We start from the raw sequence: 18,134 nt of genomic DNA on the forward strand, positions 1-18,134 counted from the left end.
AACCTGGTGGGCGTACCCGACACCGGAAGAGCATCGCAGGCCTCCGACTCCCAACACGAAGTGGTACACTTCATCTATGATATGAATACAGACTGCTATACCTGTCCCCAAGAACATAAGCTGAAAAAAAACATTTTTTCTTAATCTTACAATATTTGCAACCATTTCAATTCTCTTTTTTTTATCCTTGTTGTATCTAGTTGCAGCCTTACCCTTGACGCATATATTTAATCAGTTCGTTGAGACCTTTTCGATTGCTTCTTACACCACTGGCAACGTCAGTGTAAATCTTTTCGCATCCACTTTTTTTCAATAAATCTATTTGGGCTTCCAGATTTTGCTCTTGTGTGGACACCCTTGCATATCCAAACATCATGTTCGATAATATTAGGTCCTATTAAGGGCTATTTATTACTGAAGATAGGTTGTTGGAAAAAAATGAGTAGTCGGTGGATGAACCTTAACCGCCTATGTTGTAGAGTATAAGTGTTAGACTTCTAAAAATTCCTTTTGTTACGATGAAAAAGAAATAAAACCACAATTTGATAGAATCAAGCCAGAAAAATGCGGAATTCAAGTTTTATCTCCAATCACTTGATCGATTTCTAGCATTCCTTATGAATTTTATTTCAGGAAAGATAACCGCTATAATCCTCTGGGAGCTCAGCATCGATATCCCTGAGATAGGCGTTGAGGGCCTTGAGCGTGGAGTGACCGGTAATCAACATTAATCTGTCCCTGGTCTCTGTCTGGGAATGTTCTTTCCGTATCTGTCGGTAGAGTTTGGTGATAAAAGTATGCCTGAAAGAATACAAGGTATAGTCGGTGCCCAACTGGAATGATTTTCCCTGAGCCTTCAAAAAATTATTGTATTTGACCTTCAGGTCCTTGTACCTTTTGGTAAAATAATCCCTTCTGCTTTCCTCCGAGGATTCCCATGGCCCTATACCGTTGGGCGTGAACAAAAAATGGTCGGAATTGGAAAAATCCAGTTCCTGTATTTCGTTGATGACGATATCCGGAACAATCTTGGTCTTGACCAATTTGTTCTTTGCCCTTACATGGAGGAGTTTTTGCTTGATGTTGATGTCGCCCAGCCTCAAACGGCAGGCTTCTATCGGGCGTAAGAAATTATAGGATATGAACTTGATAAAGAGCAAAAGGATTGGGTCGTGCTCTTCCATGAAGCTGAACATGCCGTCGACGACTTCCAGGGAATAGGTCTTGTTGCGCTTGGGGTTCGATTTCAGCACCTTGATGCTGGCCACAAAGTTCCTCGGGATAATGTCGTTGGCTTCGAGTTCCCCGAACAGGGCACTGAGGACCACGCGTGTATTGTTGCGGTTCCTTGCGCTGCTGTTCTTGAGTATCCCGTTCAGGTAAGTGTTTACAAGTTTCTTGTCCAATTCTAATATATTCCGCTGTAGATAGGCCTTTTTCCCCAAGTACCTTTTAAACTGGCCCAACCGACTTCGGTAGTCCCTTTCGGAGGAGCCACTAAGGGACTTTTTCTTGAGCCCATAGGCAAAATCCAGCGCTGCCTCCACAGTATATTTATTCTCGGCCTTAAAATTGGAGTTATATGGGGAATAGCCGTTCTTAAGGGCCTCATGGAGTGCCTCCCTGACCAGTTCGAAGTGCATCAAACGTTCCTTCTTGCTCTTGTACTTACGGTTGAACTTCATGGTGATATTGGGCTGTCGCACCATAAGGGGATTTCCGTGTTGGTCCTTTTGCTCCGGGTGCTGGTAAGAGTAATAGATGTACCACCGCTTGGAGGTGTCGAAAGACTTTCCTCCGTGGTAGAGTTTAGGCTCGGTATACTTCTTGCTGATGCCCATTTTTTGTGCGGTCGCGTGTGCGCTTTGCAATATACCAAAAAAATAATCCATTGAAATAAGATTTAAAAATCTGGTTTTCAATGGATTAAGGAAGTAGCGGGAACTGGACTCGAACCAGTGACCTTCGGGTTATGAGCCCGACGAGCTACCTACTGCTCTACCCCGCGATGTATGTTTAAAAGTGCATCGCTACACTAAATCCCATTTTAAGTTCTCAGGTTGAGTAGGTACCCTGTCCTGAGCGAAGTCGAAGAGTACTGCTCTACCCTCGATGAGATTTCTTTTCACTTGTTTTTAAAACTTCAGCTCATAACACCGACGAAAAGAACGCTACTATTTGTAACGGGCGTCAAATATACAACGCTTTTTTACTTAAATCAAAAAAGTAATGACTTTCCTTTTAAAATAGCTTCAATCTTTAACAATAGTTAAGAGTTTTCATTGAAATAAGTACCTTCGAAACCATGGAGCAACTCAATGACTTTTTAATCAAAGCGATTTCGGGAACGGAATGGCCCATGTTTATTTTGTTAATAGGCGGCGGGCTATTTCTCGTGGTTTATTCAAAATTCAAGCCTTACCGGTTTTTTAGGCATGCTATTGCCATTACTAGAGGAAAGTACGATGATGTAACTGCTAAGGGCGAAGTAAGTTCGTTACAGGCTTTGTCAGCTGCTGTTGCTGCCACTGTTGGTTTAGGAAATATTTCTGGTGTGGCAATCGCAATACATGACGGTGGACCTGGTGTAGTTTTCTGGATTTGGATGACGGCCATTATAGGTATGTGTATCAAATTTTATTCCTGCAGTTTATCCATTATGTATCGGGGAGAAGATTCTGAAGGAAAGTTACAAGGCGGCCCCATGTTCTATATTACCAAAGGGCTCGGCGAAAAATATAGACCTTTGGCCATATTCTTTTGTGTAGCCGGTATCTTCGGTTTTTTAGGAGTGTTTACCGCGAACCAGTTTACAGAGACCTTTATGAGCGTTATTCAACCAGCCGAAACACTGTTTGAAATGAGTGACTACAATTGGAAACTGGCAGTAGGTTTTGTTTTGGCAATCGCTACCTCATTTGTCATTTTTGGTGGACTTACAAAGATTGCGAAGGTTGCTACTACCATCGTGCCATTTATGGTAATGGTATACCTTATTGCCGTTATCGGAGTGATGATAATGAATGCTTCTCAGGTGTTACCATCATTAAGATTGATCATTGTTGAAGCTTGGAATTTTAAAACCGTTGTCGCCGGGGGCTTTTGGGGTCTGGTCATTATAGGTGTTCGCAGGGCCATGTTTTCCAACGAAGCTGGTTTAGGTTCGGCGCCAATGTACCATGGGCAGTCTAAAAATGATGAGCCCATACGTGAGGGTTTAGTGGCTATGTTAGGCCCATTTATAGATACGATTCTCGTTTGTACGTTTACTGCAGTAGTTATCATATTGAGTGGGGCTTATCTTGAAGAGGGTAGTGGTATTGTAATGACCCTAAATGCATTTAATACCTCATTGGGCAGCTGGGGAGGTATTCTTTTAATGATAATAGTTGCCGCGTTTGCCATGTCTACTCTGTTCACCTATTCGTATTATGGGGTCAAATGCCTTTCTTTTTTAACAAATGCAAAAATTGGAAGATTCTACAATTGGTATTTTGTGATTATGATTGTTTTTGCGGCTGTCGCTTCTTTAGAGGTAGTTAAAAATTTAATCGATTTATCGTATGCCTTAATGGTAATTCCTAATATGATAGCAGTACTTTTATTGGCGCCTAAAGTCAATAAGGCAGCTAAAGTGTATTTTGAAAAAATGAAGAATGAAAGAGCAAAAGCATAAAGCAGGTTTTGTAAATATTATTGGTAACCCCAATGTGGGCAAATCCACTTTGATGAATGCTTTTATAGGGGAGAAACTTTCTATTATAACTTCTAAGGCCCAGACCACACGTCATCGTATTTTAGGGATTGTAAATGGTGATGATTTTCAGGTAATCCTTTCCGATACGCCTGGAATTATAAAACCCGCCTATGAAATGCAAAATGCGATGATGGATTTTGTGAAATCAGCTTTTGAAGATGCCGATGTGCTTTTGTATATGGTAGAGATTGGCGAAAAGGCTTTAAAAGATGAGGCTTTCTTTAAGAAAATTGAAAATAGCCAAATTCCTGTTCTTTTATTATTGAATAAAATTGATACTACAGAACAAGAGGTTTTAGAAGAACAGATACAACATTGGCAGCAAGTATTGCCAAAAGCAGAAATACATCCCATTTCGGCCTTGGAAAATTTTAACGTCAAAGAAGTTTTTAATAGAATTTTGGAATTATTGCCAGATGCACCGCCGTATTACCCAAAAGACCAACTGACGGATAAACCAGAGCGTTTTTTTGTAAACGAAACCATTCGCGAGAAAATCTTGATGCATTATAAAAAAGAAATTCCGTATTCGGTTGAGGTAGAAACCGAAGAATTTATAGAGGATGATGATATCATAAGAATCCGTTCAGTAATTATGGTTGAACGTGATACGCAAAAAGGCATCATCATAGGGCATAAGGGGAGTGCCCTAAAAAGGGTAGGGGTAGAATCACGAAGAGATTTAGAAAAATTCTTTGATAAGCAAGTGCATATAGAACTCTATGTAAAAGTGAACAAGAATTGGCGCAGTAATTCGAATCAACTGAAACGTTTCGGGTATCAATAAAAAAGGGCCGGCAATACCGACCCTAAATAACTAACTAACTCAAAACTAACTTAAACTTATTGTGGAATAGGGTTGAACTTAAATTTTTGCCCCCCTACAGATGCGTCTGCCATTAAGCCTGCTTTTGGCAGTGCGAATACGGCGACCCCATCTTTATATTTTGCATTGAAAGCGATTCCTGATTTTACGGCTACTGCCGAGGCTTCGGCCCCGAATTGAAAATCACTTTGCTTAAAAGCATCCAAATCTGATGCTGTTTCAAAAAAGATAACCTCTATAATTGCTTGTCCACCAGCTTGCAGTCCAATATTTAATTTTTTTAAATCTGCCATTCCGATAAGATTTCCATCTTCATAAACAACACCATTACCCGAAGCCCCACCAATAATAAAGCCACCTTTGCCCACATTGGGGAAAATTACATAACCCGCAGAGTTTTCAAAGAAATTCTCTAGCCCGTTATCTTGTTTTAAAAGTGTTTTTTTGGCTTTCTTAGCGTCTGAAATAATCTTTTTTTGTTTGGCATTTTGTCCGTAAGCAATTGACCCTAAAAGAAGGCTTAGCACTAACGGAATAATTTTTATGGTTTTCATTTAGTTTATTTTTTATGAATTTACGTCTTAGAATGCTTGCTTAGTCGTTAAGGCCTTGTTATAAAAACTTAAAGTTTTGTTATAACTCAAATTTGGCAATTATAGGGTCTCTTTATTTTTAATGTTCCAGAAGTACCTTGAGCTTTTTAGATTGTACTACCTTTGCCTATTAATTTATTGATATGGGCGCAATTGTAGCCATCGTAGGAAGACCAAATGTTGGAAAATCAACCTTTTTTAATCGACTGATTCAAAGAAGGGAAGCCATCGTAGATGCGGTAAGTGGTGTTACCCGTGACCGCCACTATGGGAAAAGTGATTGGAACGGAAGAGAGTTTTCGCTTATCGATACAGGCGGTTATGTTGTTGGTAGCGATGATATTTTTGAGAAAGAAATTGATAAACAAGTAGAGCTTGCCATTGATGAGGCCGATGCCATCATATTTATGGTAGATGTAGAATCTGGCGTTACAGGAATGGACGAAGATGTGGCCAAATTACTCCGCAGAGTGGACAAGCCTGTTTTTTTGGCCATAAACAAGGTAGATAATGCCCAACGTGAGGCAGATGCTGTTGAGTTCTATTCTTTAGGATTAGGCGAATATTATACTTTGTCAAGCATTAATGGAAGCGGAACAGGGGAGCTTTTGGACGCATTGGTAAAAGTGTTGCCCGAAACCGTTGAAGACGATAGTGAATTACCTCGGTTCGCTGTTGTGGGCAGACCAAACGCAGGTAAATCTTCATTTATCAATGCCTTGATTGGCGAAGAGAGATATATCGTAACTGATATTGCAGGTACTACACGAGATAGTATAGATACGAAATACAACCGTTTCGGTTTTGAATTTAATTTGGTAGACACGGCAGGTATTCGTCGTAAAGCCAAAGTAAAGGAAGATTTAGAGTTTTATTCCGTTATGCGCTCCGTTAGGGCTATTGAACACGCCGATGTTTGTATTTTATTGTTGGATGCTACTAGAGGTTTTGATGGGCAAGTACAAAATATCTTTTGGTTGGCACAACGGAACAATAAAGGCATTGTTATTCTTGTGAATAAATGGGATTTGGTTGAGAAAGAAACCAATACGGTTCGCGATTTTGAGAAAAAAATAAGGGAAGCTATGGAACCTTTTGTTGATGTTCCTATTCTCTTTATTTCGGTGTTGAACAAGCAACGCATTTTTAAAGCCATAGAAACCGCTGTTGAGGTTTATAAAAATCGTTCTAAAAAAATAGTGACGCGTAAGTTAAACGATGTTATGCTGCCCATTATTGAAAATAGACCACCACCAGCTTATAAAGGAAAGTTTGTCAAAATTAAGTTTTGCACGCAATTGCCAACACCATATCCGCAGTTTGCATTTTTCTGTAATCTACCTCAATATGTGCGAGAACCTTACAAGCGATTTTTAGAAAATAAACTCCGTGAAAACTATGATTTCTCTGGGGTGCCGATAACAGTTTTTCTAAGGAAGAAGTAATTATTTCGAAGTTAATTGCAATTTTAAGCCCTGCTGAACCCTATTCCCATTTTCGTCAACCGCAGTTAAAAGATACTGGCCAGGTTTGGCTGTATAGATTAATTCATGAATATCAGTTGTAGAACCAATATAGGTTTCATCTAAATACCAATGAACAGCAGTTTCTGGCCTTTGATGGGCCAATTTAAAAATAACTTCTGAAGATGAATTTCCTAAATCTCGAGGTAAGATGACCACTTCGTTTTTTTTGGGATATACAAACTCCATTAAGCTATGTTCTAGAGCAGAACAACCCTTTAAATAAGGAGGTAAACTTTTGTAAGTCGTGTTAGAAGAAGTATAATAATACTCGATACCGGTTGGTAAACCGAACCAATTTTTATACACCATATTTTCTAAGGGATAGCATGACGAATTTACCCTAAAGCGCTCAGATTTATCCAATACTATTTGCTGGTGATATGGACATTGCTGCGTTTTGGTGCCATTAATTGGCTGTAGTTTTTGTTCCGTTTCATCACAAAATGAAGAAGCCAAGTAGCCACTTTTTTTACAGGTTTTTAAAGTTACCAAGTCATCAAAGGGTTTTTGAAAAGAACCACTTTTGGGCAAAGCGTCCAGCATGTCGAATAATATGGGGGCGGCAGCGGTAATTCCCGTTAGGCCGGGTCGGCCTTCGCCATCGGCATTACCGGCCCAAATACCGATAGCATATTTAGGAGTTATGCCAACTGCCCAGGCATCTTTAAATCCAAAACTTGTTCCCGTTTTCCAAGCTATTGGCTGCGATTCGTTAAAAAACTGCCAGTTTTCACCACCTTCTGGGCGATTAACTTCTTGCAAAGCTTTCGTCATGTGATAAATAGCGCCGGCATTAAAAACAGGGGCTTCAAATTGTTCTTTTCCAAAGGCTGGTTTATATCCCTTGATATAACTAGGTGCTACAAATTCATTTGAACGGTACGTACTGGAATTTTCCACAAAATGATTTAAAACCGAGGCACTTGAAGCGTAAGTTTTAGTGACGTCCCAAAGTGAACTCTCCGCGCCCCCTAATATTAAAGCAAGGCCATAATGATTGGCAGATTTGTCGATGGATGTTAAATTGGCTTTTTGTAGTTTGTTGTAGAATTTTTGAAGTCCGTAAGACCTTAGCAAACGAACTGCAGGAATATTTAGAGAGCGTGATAAAGCCCTACTTGCAGGAACAACACCCGAATATTTTTTGTTGAAATTTTTCGGGTTGTAGCCGTTAATTATTGTTGGAATGTCCTTTACCAATGCATCTGGCAATAGCTGCCCTTCATGTAATAAGGAAGCAAAAAGAAAAGGTTTCAATGTGCTTCCGGTACTCCGATTTTTGGTAATAATGTCTACGTAGTTGCCATGTGACTTCTCCGTTGGGGCGTTGCCCACATAAGTCAACACCTGCCGTGTTTCTACATCTAGAACTAAAATGGCAAGATTATGTATTTCATTGCTTTTTAGTCGATTATGATGAATAGTAGCGATGCTATTTGCTCGCAGTTGCAATGTTCTATTTATAGATGTTATAATGCGTTCTCCGGGATGTTCTTTTTTTATACGTTCTGTAAGATGCGGAGTATAATTGGGGAGTTTTAGTGGTTTAATTGGCAATGGTTCGGCAAGTGCAAGTTCATGAGTTATCGTATCAATTATCTTTTTGGCCAATAGTTTATCGAGTAGGCGATTACGCTTTTTTAATAACAGACTTTCATTACGTCCGGGAAATATAAGTGAAGGGGCATTTGGCAATACTGACAGGGTTGCGGCTTGTCCCCAGCTAAGTTCATGTGCTGGAATGCCAAAGTACCGCCAAGAAGCGGTTTCCAGACCGACTACATTACCACCATAGGGTGTATGGGTTGCATATAGCTTTAAGATTTCATCTTTAGAATATTTGAATTCAAGTCGTGTAGCCATAAAAATTTCAATGGCCTTTTCTAAATAAGTCCGATTTTTATTCTTTCTGCTTAAACGAATTACCTGTTGGGTAATGGTGCTTCCACCTCGCCTGGATTCTTGTGTTAGATTATGTTTTATGGCATTAAAGATTGAAATTGGGTTAAAACCGGGATGCTTGTAAAAGTATTCATCTTCAAATAGTAAAACACTTTGCTTAAATCGTTCTGGGACTGAATCCATTTTAGGGAAGCGGCAATGGCCGTCATTGGCAATACGAGCTCCAAGCAAAACATTATCAGAACTAGTGACTACCGTTGAGGTAGGTGCTGTAAATAGCTTTTTAGGTAGGCAAAAAAGCCAAACCAGAAATACAACAGCAAAAACCGAAAATTTTATGCGATGTTTTTTATAGATTTTAATCAATAGCATCATACAAATTAACTGTCTGGTCGAGCGGAGCCGAGACCTAATTCCTAATGTAACATAAGCTCATATTTCGTGTGTGTACATTCAAACGAACGACTTTGTTTTATCGAACCACCTTAATCCATTGTCCTTTATTTCTTGCGTAACTCGTATTATCATACATAGCCTCTACTTGGGTTCCAGGTAAATAGTAATTGCCTAAGAAGGCAGCGTTCAATTTTACAACAAATGTTTTGCTCTTTTTTGCTCCTAATCCGAAATAGAAATTGGTGCGGTCATCTCGAGTATCAATATAATCTGCCATTCCAGAGTTGTTACCCGACCCATCAACATAAGAGGTGTTTATAATTTCCCAACCGCTAGGTACAATTTGAGTCAATGCCAGATTTTCATAACTATCATTGGTAGTATTAAAAACGCTTACTTGCGCCTGAAGTTCCGTGCCTTGATGTAACTCGGTGACGTCAATCGGCTTACCGGTTGCATCTAAATAACTTACCTTGATATTAAGTTTAGCTTGTTGCGCTAATTCTTGACCAACAGGAAGTTTTCCACTTTGGGTCAAGGTGGCATAAATCACATTATTTTGATTGTTTTTTACTGATAGCTGCCCTTCTTTAGAAGAAATGACGATTGAACGTTGGGCGATTGCCCTATCGGTCTTGACCGTGTTTTCTTTTCCGTTGTTGGTAAACGTGATATCAATAGCTTTTCCACCGTTCTTGCCTACCATTTTAGCCATTGCCAGCAATGCATAAGAAGTTTCTTGGGTGCTGTACCATTTTTGAGATGAAAGGTTTTTGGCCAAAGAGATTGCTAAATCGCGCTGTTGGCTATCTCCAAGAATAACCATGGTCTCCAATGCCATGGCACGATTTCTAAATACCGACCCATAAGTTCTATAATCATAGTTGTTGGGTTTAAAATTAATGTTGGCAACCGTGGTCAATTGTTGGGCAACTTCTTTTTTGCCTACGAGAGCATAAGCGGCTGCCAAACGCCATTTAGCCTCGTTACTTAGATTTTTGGTTTCACGTAATCTATTCATAGCGGCGAGTTCGGGCTGTTTGGCCAAGGCTAAGGTATAAAGGCGATACGCTTGGGAAATATCGTCATTATAACTTGAGGTTTTGTTGCTCCATTGCTTAGAGGCATTTTTTTGATACCGTAACCAATTGCTCAAGAAAGTCAATGGCAATTGATATCCTTTTTGTTTTGCCTCCAATAAAAAATGCCCGGCATATGAACTTCCCCAATCATCTGCATAGCCATATCCTGGCCAGTAGCTAAGCCCACCGTTCGGGGCTTGAAAATCACTTAATCTTTTAATGGCACTTTTTATATTTTTCTCAATTTCTTTTTTCTTGTCAAAAGTAATATCCATGACATCTGCTAAAAACAACTGCGGGAATGCGGCCGAAGTAGTCTGTTCTACGCAACCATGCGGGTAACGAACCAAATATTCCATTCGTTTCGAAAAATCCATTGGAGGTAGGGTCGAAAATTCGATAAAAGCAGAATTGGTACCCGATGTTCCAAAAGTTGAAAAATCAATAGTTTGAGATTGATTTTCTGTTATCGTATACAACGAACTTTTTGTAGTTATCGGATTAGGGTTTTCCACATCGATTTCCGTTTCACTTGAAGCACTTTCGCCAGCACCCGAAGCGGTCACTTTTATAGTCTGAAAAGATTTTGTCGGATTTACTTTAAATTCAAAATTTACAATTTGCTCACCGACAGTATTAAAAGTGATGCTCTTTGAAGTAGCACCGATAGGCTCTAATGCTTTGCCCGCATCAATATTGACCTTTACATTTTTTACTTTTTTCTCCATAGCAAAAACCGTAACGGGGATAGTGACCGTTTCTCCTGGGGATAGTTTTCTAGGAATTGAAGTCAAGACCATTAACGGTTTACGAACTGGAGTGGTTTTATCTGTTTTACCATAAGCACTCTTTTCATTGCCCGCAATGAGCATGGTACGCACAGAGCCTACGTAATTTGGCATTTGTATTTCATGTGTTGCCTTATCGCCCGCTTTTAAGGTAAAGGGCCCCAAATAAGAAACAACAGGCTTAAAACGTTGTGCTTTTCTATTTTTAGCACCTTCGGCAATACCGCCACCACCAATGGCGTAAATATTGTCTACACTAACGGAATAGGCACCCATGACATCATCAAAAATATCAAAGGTTTTTACCCCCAAAGCTTGTCGCGCATAGAAAGAGGAATGAATATCAGGTGTTTTAAACCTGGTCAAATCCAACAGTCCATCATCAACAACAGCAATGGAATAGGTCATCGGTTTTTTATTGGCTTCAGAGACCGAAATTTTAAAGCTTTTCTCTGGTTCCAGCACATCTGGCATTTGTAGTTGAGGTTCTAAGAACGTAGCCTTGTCTTTTACTAAAATGGGTACTACACCATATAAACGAATAGGTAGGTCGTTGGCTACCTGACCGTGCGGTTGTAGCAGTGATATATTGATATAGGCATTTGGTGCCATTTCAGCGGTAATGGGAATGGTAGCCTTGGTTTCCTTTGCCGAAGTTTCTATCCATTGGGTGGATAGTACTTCCGAGCCGTTTTCAATACTTAATAAGGCTCTCCCTCCTACATCTGAAGGAAACGTTACTACCGCACTTTCTCCAAGTTCATAGTTTTCTTTATCTGAAGCGAATACTAAAATCTTTGAACTTTCGGTGTCGCCAGAAGCAGGTCTTCTCCACCAGTTTCTGTAAAAATAAGCTGTTCTACCAGTGGCATGACCAGAAACTTCATCGATTACCCGAATAAGGTAGCGCCCCCCATCATCATCGGGTACATTAATATTGAATTTCCCTTTTCCATCTGCTCCTGTCGTAACCGTCATTTCTTTAAATGGCCTGTGTACGGTTGCATTCTCATATCGTGAAAGATTATCATAACCCCTGTTCCACCACCAGCGCCATTCAATCTTAAACACTTTTACTTTTAGGTTTCTATTTGCGGCAGGTTTTCCATCAGCGTTAACCGATGCCATGTCAAAGGTGGTATTCTCATCCGTTAGAAAAGAACCGTAGCGTTTTGCTTCTGGTGAACGTAACCCTACAAAATGTGAAAAGGGAGCCAGTTTTTTAGAAAATACGTCTATCGAAAAATCGCCACCACCCTCAAACACTTTAGTAGTAAAAGTGGCCTGCAGCATACCCGGGGCATTTTTATTGGCACTGATCTTTTTATCAATTGTTACCAAGCCATTTTCATCGAGCGTCGTATTCAGAAACTGTAGTTCAGTTTCGTTAAAAGTGCGAACCGGGTCTTGAAAAATATAACCTTTATAGTTTTCGAAGCCGGTGGATGTAGGCTGCAACTTTGCATTGATATCTATTTTTAGGTTTCGAGCCGGGGCACCATGCAACCATTGTACTTCCACTTTGCCCTTATTATTTTCGTTTGCTTTTAAAATATCATCCTCAAAAGCAAAGTTCACTTTTAAACGGTTAGGTTTTACAGTGGCGATTTTTAGGCTTTTATTGAATTGAGCACCACCAACAATTATTTTGGCATTCCAATTTCCGGTAGGGGCGGTTGCTTTTGTTGGGATGGGGAAGTAGTAAAAGGCCCCTTCTTTTTTTGCATAAAGTCCTTCAGAGATTTTCAAACTTTCCTCTTTGAGCACATTACGTTGTACCAATTTTCCTCTGGCATCATTGACCTCTAAAACGACCGGATGATTTTTTGGCAATGGGTTTCCTTTATCGTTTAAAACAAAGGTCAGGTGGGCAGTATCTCCCGGGCGGTGAACCCCTCTTTCCGTATATAGAAACCCTTGAAGTCCGCTTTGCAGTTCTTGCCCTGAAACATCGAACTTGCTTAACGAAAGCGCATGGCCATCGGCTAATTTGGCATAGGCATAATTTTTATCTTTTTCGGCTACGGCGAAGGCCACATTTTTATTGCCGTCATAAATGGCAAAACCGTTCGCATCTGTACTGACTTCGGTCAGCAATTGCTGCTGATAATTATATAGTTTTATTTTAGTGTTGGCCTCTGGTTGTGTGCTCAAAAGATTTGTAGCAGCAAAATGATAAGAGCGATTTTTTCCTTTCTTGACGATCAAACCAAGGTTACTACCTAAAAGATTGGTGGTGACGACTCTATCGGGGTTATAATAGGCCTGACTGCATGGATTATCTTGTTCCTCCCAATTGTAATTATAGTTTCTCCAGTAATAAATTTCATTATCCCAATAACGCTCCTCTAAAAGTTGTTCCGTAGCATTTTGGCCTTCTTCTGTAACGACATAATCTTCATCATCATCGGAAGCCGTTTCACAGGTATAGTTAGCGTGTTCTTTTTTGAAACTAAATTCTATGCGGTATAAAGAACCTGGATTTACCTTGATCAATTTAGATAAATCCAATGCATGTGCTTTCCAATAGCTCTGGTTTTCAGAATCGTTTTCTGTTAGCGGAATAACTTTGTATGCCACTCTTCGGCCCACCGTTCTTACATCTGAATTATACTGCTGCGTGATATTGTTGTTCTGCAGGTATTGAAGCATGTTATCTTCAAAAACCTGAATTACCCGTACTTCGACAGCCTTCAGATTTACGGTTTCAAAATAAATTGGGGTAGCGGCCGCATCGGGTAGAATGGTTCCCTTTGAAATTAAACGAACATTAGGTTTTAACTGTTCAAAAGAAATCCATTCCGAAAATGTGCCTTTTAAGGTATAGCCATAGGCACTTTTAATACCTTCAAAAACGTTCACCCTAACTTGCCCTGTAATCCGATTAGAGGGATAAACTTTTAAAATATTGCCATCTGTTTCAAAACGTAGGTTTTCTGCATTTTCAATGCTTATTAAACCATTTAAATTTTGGTTTTCCTTTAGGGGTTCCGAAAAATTTAAGGTCAATGCCGCGTTGGGTGAAGTTGAGGTTTTGGCATCGACCACAACAAACTTATTTAGACCGGGAATGGTGAAGTTTTCGCTTCCTGTATTATTGGCGCCAAGCTTTTCACCGTTCCAGCTGATTTGCAATTGTGAATCGTCAACTTTTCGCTGTATGCTATCAATTTTAAAGTTAAAATAACGTGCATTTTCTTCGGTGTTTTCCCATTTTACGGCAAGGGATTTGCCTTCTTGACTTACGGATACTGTCGATATTATTTGATTGGCATCTAAAATGTCGGAAGCCTCTAAAGTGCACATTAGGTATTGTAAATCTTTGCTGTACGATTGCAGATTGCCCAGATTGATTTTAAAATTGGGCGCAATGGTCTTAAAGCTAAAGGTGTATTTTTTGAATTCACTATCTAAACCTTCAAACAGTTTGCCTAAAGCAAGGGTAGCAGTATATTCTGTATTCGGATTTAGGTATTCCGTTGGTTGAAAGGTAAGCTCCCTGCCGTTTTCGATAGCAAGCTTACCCTCAACCTCGGGCACTATCTTTAAATATTCATTGGGCAGTTCTTGGGTTAGTTCAAATTGCTCCAACTGTTTTGCCAAAACAATTTTAATTGGTGTGTCGATACTTTGTTGCCCATTGGTATGATAACTCACATAATCTTTGAATTTAAAAAGATTATCGGTACTACTGCTCTCGCTCTTTTTTTTGCAAGAGCTTAGTATAAGTAGAAAGGAGATAAGGATAACTTTTGGAAAACGACCCATGTTTACGGTGATTAAAGATTAAACGGTTTCTTCTGCCACGGCAAGATAGCCCAAAATGAGGGCAGACAGTTCACTGAAAATGGGGTTTTTGAGTTTAAAACTCTAAGTAGTTACGGACATAGCTTTACCGCTGGATGTTCTTTTAAGAATACTTTGTGATGTTTTATATACCCAATGTCTCAAGATGTACGCACATGACGATAAAAGTATTTTACACAGATAATCTACTTTTACTAGTATTGTTTTGCCATAAATATGATACTATTCTTATATTTCATATAAAATGGAAATTAACAAACGAGTTTGTTAATTCTTACGTTGTCTTACATTTGAAAAATGACAAAATCTCAAGTCAACAAATTAGGTAAATTAATGTCAATGCAGGATATGATTTATATACCTATCAAGCTGAAATATAGTAGTTCCTTATGAAGTGGCTGACTTTACCATATCCATTGTTGCAATCCACTAAATACAAGTGGTTATTTGCATTATTATCAGGCATTTTTGTTTATGTATTTTTGATTGTTTTTGAACCTTTTGGAGCAGCTCAGTCAATATCTTACAAATATATATTCTTGGCGGGTTTTGGGGTTTCAGTTTTTCTTGGTGTGGCTACTACTTATTTTATTCTTCCTAAACTATTTCGGGAGTTTTTTCACTCGGAAAAATGGACCATAGTAAAGGAAATTCTATTACAATTTTGTTGTATCTTAATCATAAGTGCTTTTAATTCCCTGCACAATTACAATTGGTGGCGTAATATTGATTTATATCAAAACTTTTTTATTTTTCTTAAAATCACTACTTCGATAGGGATTTTCCCTATCATAGGTTTAATCTTTTTTAAAGAGCGCACACTTTCAAAACGCAATATCGAGACAGCAAGATTACTTTATAATCAGTTACCACCCGCAGCGGTAGAAGAGACCATTACAGTTCAAATACAAGAAGAAAGTGTAAAAGAATCACCTATTGTAATGCAATTATCAGAATTTGTATATGCACAATCAGAAGGGAATTATGTCAAGATATATTATTTAGATGAAAATGCGCTTGTCTATAAACTAGTTAGGCTCTCTCTAAAAAAGCTTGAAATACAATTAGAAGCTATTTCTCAAATAAAACGTTGTCATCGTTCTTATCTTATTAATATGCAACATATAATAACTATTGATGGCAATGCAAGATCTCTTACTCTACAACTAGAAAAAGTTGCTACGAGTATTCCCGTATCTAGGTCCTTTTCAAAAGCTGACTTTAAATAGCTTTCCCGTTCATCACAAAAGTGTCACACCTATCCCAATTTTATGTAACGCACTGATTTCAAAGCTATTTTTGAGCTAACAATTCTAAAATAGACTTATGAAAAATCGCATTCAAATCATCTTAATCTTTACGGCAGGGATTTTATTATTAAGCAGTGCTGCAAGTAAGGAATCAGACAAAAGACATTCTGATCTAGAATTACAACTTAATGAGGTAGCATCCTATATTGCTGTAAAGGATACCATAAACCATAAAGTATCAGAAGTTGCTGTTGCGTGGCATATGGATCACATCTATTTAATGGTAAATCAAATACACAAAGCGCTCAAGTATTCTGATGAACGTGATTATAAAACGGAACCCAACACGGCACGTGACTATGTCTTTACTTCTAATAAGATGCCTAGAGGAAAAGCTACTGCACCAGAGGCGGTAACACCAAAAGAAAATATTACGAAAAATACCTTGCAAATGCATTATAATGAAGCGCTGGCAACAGTTAAAAAGTTACCTAAGCTTGCAGAAAAGAAGCACTTTAATCATCCTATTCTTGGGACTATGAATAGAGACGAAACCATTACGTTTCTTACGATTCATACTGAACATCACCTTAAGATTATACGCGATATATTAAAGAAAAAGTAGTTTTCTAGGCCATTACTCATTGAATTAGGTAATAAACCAAAAACCATCTAAAAATGAAAAAAATAAGTATTCTCTTAGCCGCAGTATCCCTAATATTAGCCTGCAAGAACAAGGAAAACACAAAGAGTGCCCTTGCGTTTGAAGTTGAAGAAAATGATAAAACCCAACAGTTAGACTCTGTTTATTCTGCTCATTACGATAGAAATGAATTTAACGGTAATGTACTGGTCGCAGAAAATGGCAAAATCATATTTCATAAAAGCTATGGAATTGCAAATGAAGAGACCAAAGAGAAATTGGATATTAATACCTCTTTTGAATTAGCATCGGTCTCAAAACAATTTACGGCGATGGGAATCGTACAACTTCAAAAAGAAGGAAAACTCTCTTACAATGATCTCATTAGCAAATACATCCCGGAGTTAACGTATTACTCAGATGTTACCATTAAAAATCTATTGATACACACGGGTGGTTTACCTGATTATATGGGTATGATGGCAGAGCACTGGGACAAATCAAAAATAGCTACTAATGACGACGTGATTGAAATTTTTGCAAAACTTAAACCTGAAAAGGAATTTGAGCCTGGAAAAAAATATAGCTACAGCAACACAGGGTATTTAATACTTGGTACTATCATAGAAAGCGTGAGTGAAAAATCATTTGGAAAATACTTAAACGAGAAAATATTTACACCGCTAAAGATGGAAAACACTTTTGTCTATCGCCGAAGGTTCCAACCAAAGAAAATCGATAATTATGCCGAAGGCTATATCTATTCAGATAGCTTAAAGAAAAATATTCTTCCCGATGATTCACCTGACGAAGATTATGTCGTTTATTTAGACGGTATTGTTGGAGATGGCATGGTAAATTCTAATACAATCGACTTGCTTAAATGGGATAGAGCACTTTACGGCAACGAACTTATAAATGCCGAAGACAAAAAACTCATTTTCTCGTCCTATCCCACAGAAAGCGGTGAAGAAACGGATTATGGATTTGGCTGGTTCGTTAGAAATGATAGTATTTATGGTAAGAGAGTACTACATTCAGGTGGCTGGGCTGGTTATATTACTTGGATAGAGAGACATATAGATGCTGATAAGACCATCATACAACTTATGAACATTGAAAACAAAATCACTACCAGTCCAGCTAAATATGCCCGAAAGATTTTATATAATCAACCCATAGAACAACCCTTCACCTTACCCGAAGAAGTACTCAAAAAATATGTAGGCACTTATAGTAGTGAGGAACAAGACTCTGAGATAACTTATGAATTTGGAAGACTCTGGGATAGCGGTGAATATGAATTAAAACCAATTTCAGAAACTAAATTTATCATTATTGGTTTTAGGCCAGAAGTTAGTTTTACCTTCAACTTAAACGACGATGGTTCTGTAAAAAGTTACAGAGTACAACAAAAAGAAAACGATATAGATAATACTTATTTTCGGAAAAAATGAGATAAATAATTATCCCTATAGTTTTACTTCAACTATCTTACTCTGTTACTTCACCATCAAAAGAGTTTAAATTGTGGTATGGTTTGTCAAAAAGCTACGTAATCCCT

General features: G+C 38.5%; 11 protein-coding genes and 1 tRNA gene. 6 read left to right on the plus strand and 6 right to left on the minus strand.

The window, feature by feature from the left end:
* Nucleotides 1–208 precede the first annotated feature (208 nt).
* The 3 genes from ACFSQJ_RS15540 to ACFSQJ_RS15550 form a co-directional block, all read right to left on the minus strand.
* Nucleotides 209–376, minus strand: a complete 168-nt coding sequence (locus ACFSQJ_RS15540) for a recombinase family protein (RefSeq protein ID WP_377767879.1) — start codon at nucleotides 374–376, stop codon at nucleotides 209–211.
* Between the two features lie 253 nt (nucleotides 377–629).
* Nucleotides 630–1,841 (minus strand): tyrosine-type recombinase/integrase, encoded by a 1,212-nt coding sequence (locus tag ACFSQJ_RS15545; protein ID WP_377767880.1) that lies wholly within the window; start codon nucleotides 1,839–1,841, stop codon nucleotides 630–632.
* A gap of 94 nt (nucleotides 1,842–1,935) precedes the next feature.
* Nucleotides 1,936–2,008: transfer RNA gene (locus ACFSQJ_RS15550), tRNA-Met, on the minus strand.
* Nucleotides 2,009–2,305: 297 nt separating this feature from the next.
* Here ACFSQJ_RS15550 and ACFSQJ_RS15555 point away from each other — a divergent pair.
* On the plus strand, nucleotides 2,306–3,676 hold the full coding sequence (locus ACFSQJ_RS15555; protein WP_377767881.1) for an alanine/glycine:cation symporter family protein: 1,371 nt from the start codon (nucleotides 2,306–2,308) through the stop codon (nucleotides 3,674–3,676).
* A complete protein-coding gene (gene era, locus ACFSQJ_RS15560; protein WP_377767882.1) occupies nucleotides 3,657–4,544 on the plus strand; it encodes a GTPase Era in 888 nt (295 codons plus the stop codon). The genes ACFSQJ_RS15555 and era overlap by 20 nt, the downstream gene beginning before the upstream one ends.
* A 56-nt stretch (nucleotides 4,545–4,600) precedes the next feature.
* Here era and ACFSQJ_RS15565 read toward each other — a convergent pair whose 3' ends face one another.
* Nucleotides 4,601–5,137: a lipid-binding SYLF domain-containing protein gene (locus tag ACFSQJ_RS15565; protein ID WP_377767883.1), complete on the minus strand. Its 537-nt coding sequence runs from the start codon at nucleotides 5,135–5,137 to the stop codon at nucleotides 4,601–4,603.
* A 182-nt stretch (nucleotides 5,138–5,319) separates the two neighbouring features.
* On the opposite strand from ACFSQJ_RS15565, the gene der reads away from it, so the two are divergent.
* Nucleotides 5,320–6,621 carry a ribosome biogenesis GTPase Der gene (gene der, locus ACFSQJ_RS15570; protein ID WP_377767884.1) on the plus strand — a complete coding sequence of 434 codons (1,302 nt, stop codon included), beginning with the start codon at nucleotides 5,320–5,322 and terminating at the stop codon, nucleotides 6,619–6,621.
* On the opposite strand, the gene pbpC is transcribed toward der, so the two are convergent.
* The gene (gene pbpC / locus ACFSQJ_RS15575; protein WP_377767885.1) at nucleotides 6,622–8,979 is read right to left on the minus strand and encodes a penicillin-binding protein 1C; all 2,358 of its coding nucleotides are present in this window, start codon (nucleotides 8,977–8,979) and stop codon (nucleotides 6,622–6,624) included.
* A 97-nt stretch (nucleotides 8,980–9,076) separates the two neighbouring features.
* Nucleotides 9,077–14,638, minus strand: coding sequence for an alpha-2-macroglobulin family protein (locus tag ACFSQJ_RS15580; protein ID WP_377767886.1), 5,562 nt, complete (start codon nucleotides 14,636–14,638; stop codon nucleotides 9,077–9,079).
* Nucleotides 14,639–15,066: 428 nt separating this feature from the next.
* Here ACFSQJ_RS15580 and ACFSQJ_RS15585 point away from each other — a divergent pair, with 428 nt between their 5' ends.
* The 3 genes from ACFSQJ_RS15585 (at nucleotide 15,067) to ACFSQJ_RS15595 (ending at nucleotide 18,027) form a co-directional block, all read left to right on the plus strand.
* Complete coding sequence (locus ACFSQJ_RS15585; RefSeq protein WP_377767887.1) at nucleotides 15,067–15,906, plus strand: LytR/AlgR family response regulator transcription factor; 840 nt, start codon at nucleotides 15,067–15,069, stop codon at nucleotides 15,904–15,906.
* Nucleotides 15,907–16,003: 97 nt separating this feature from the next.
* Nucleotides 16,004–16,552 carry a DinB family protein gene (locus tag ACFSQJ_RS15590; RefSeq protein WP_377767888.1) on the plus strand — a complete coding sequence of 183 codons (549 nt, stop codon included), beginning with the start codon at nucleotides 16,004–16,006 and terminating at the stop codon, nucleotides 16,550–16,552.
* 53 nt (nucleotides 16,553–16,605) lie between these two features.
* Complete coding sequence (locus ACFSQJ_RS15595; protein WP_377767889.1) at nucleotides 16,606–18,027, plus strand: serine hydrolase domain-containing protein; 1,422 nt, start codon at nucleotides 16,606–16,608, stop codon at nucleotides 18,025–18,027.
* The last annotated feature ends 107 nt before the right edge of the window (nucleotides 18,028–18,134 follow it).

Source organism: Croceitalea marina (genome assembly GCF_042684265.1).
Taxonomy (GTDB): domain Bacteria; phylum Bacteroidota; class Bacteroidia; order Flavobacteriales; family Flavobacteriaceae; genus Croceitalea; species Croceitalea marina.

Bases quoted from the DNA above. Each gene is read 5' to 3' on its own strand.
- ACFSQJ_RS15580 (WP_377767886.1), bottom strand. From the start codon at position 14,638: ATGGGTCGTTTTCCAAAAGTTATCCTTATCTCCTTTCTACTTATACTA.
- era (WP_377767882.1), top strand. From the start codon at position 3,657: ATGAAAGAGCAAAAGCATAAAGCAGGTTTTGTAAATATTATTGGTAAC.
- der (WP_377767884.1), top strand. From the start codon at position 5,320: ATGGGCGCAATTGTAGCCATCGTAGGAAGACCAAATGTTGGAAAATCA.
- pbpC (WP_377767885.1), bottom strand. From the start codon at position 8,979: ATGATGCTATTGATTAAAATCTATAAAAAACATCGCATAAAATTTTCG.
- ACFSQJ_RS15540 (WP_377767879.1), bottom strand. From the start codon at position 376: ATGATGTTTGGATATGCAAGGGTGTCCACACAAGAGCAAAATCTGGAA.
- ACFSQJ_RS15555 (WP_377767881.1), top strand. From the start codon at position 2,306: ATGGAGCAACTCAATGACTTTTTAATCAAAGCGATTTCGGGAACGGAA.
- ACFSQJ_RS15590 (WP_377767888.1), top strand. From the start codon at position 16,004: ATGAAAAATCGCATTCAAATCATCTTAATCTTTACGGCAGGGATTTTA.
- ACFSQJ_RS15585 (WP_377767887.1), top strand. From the start codon at position 15,067: ATGAAGTGGCTGACTTTACCATATCCATTGTTGCAATCCACTAAATAC.
- ACFSQJ_RS15565 (WP_377767883.1), bottom strand. From the start codon at position 5,137: ATGAAAACCATAAAAATTATTCCGTTAGTGCTAAGCCTTCTTTTAGGG.
- ACFSQJ_RS15545 (WP_377767880.1), bottom strand. From the start codon at position 1,841: ATGGGCATCAGCAAGAAGTATACCGAGCCTAAACTCTACCACGGAGGA.
- ACFSQJ_RS15595 (WP_377767889.1), top strand. From the start codon at position 16,606: ATGAAAAAAATAAGTATTCTCTTAGCCGCAGTATCCCTAATATTAGCC.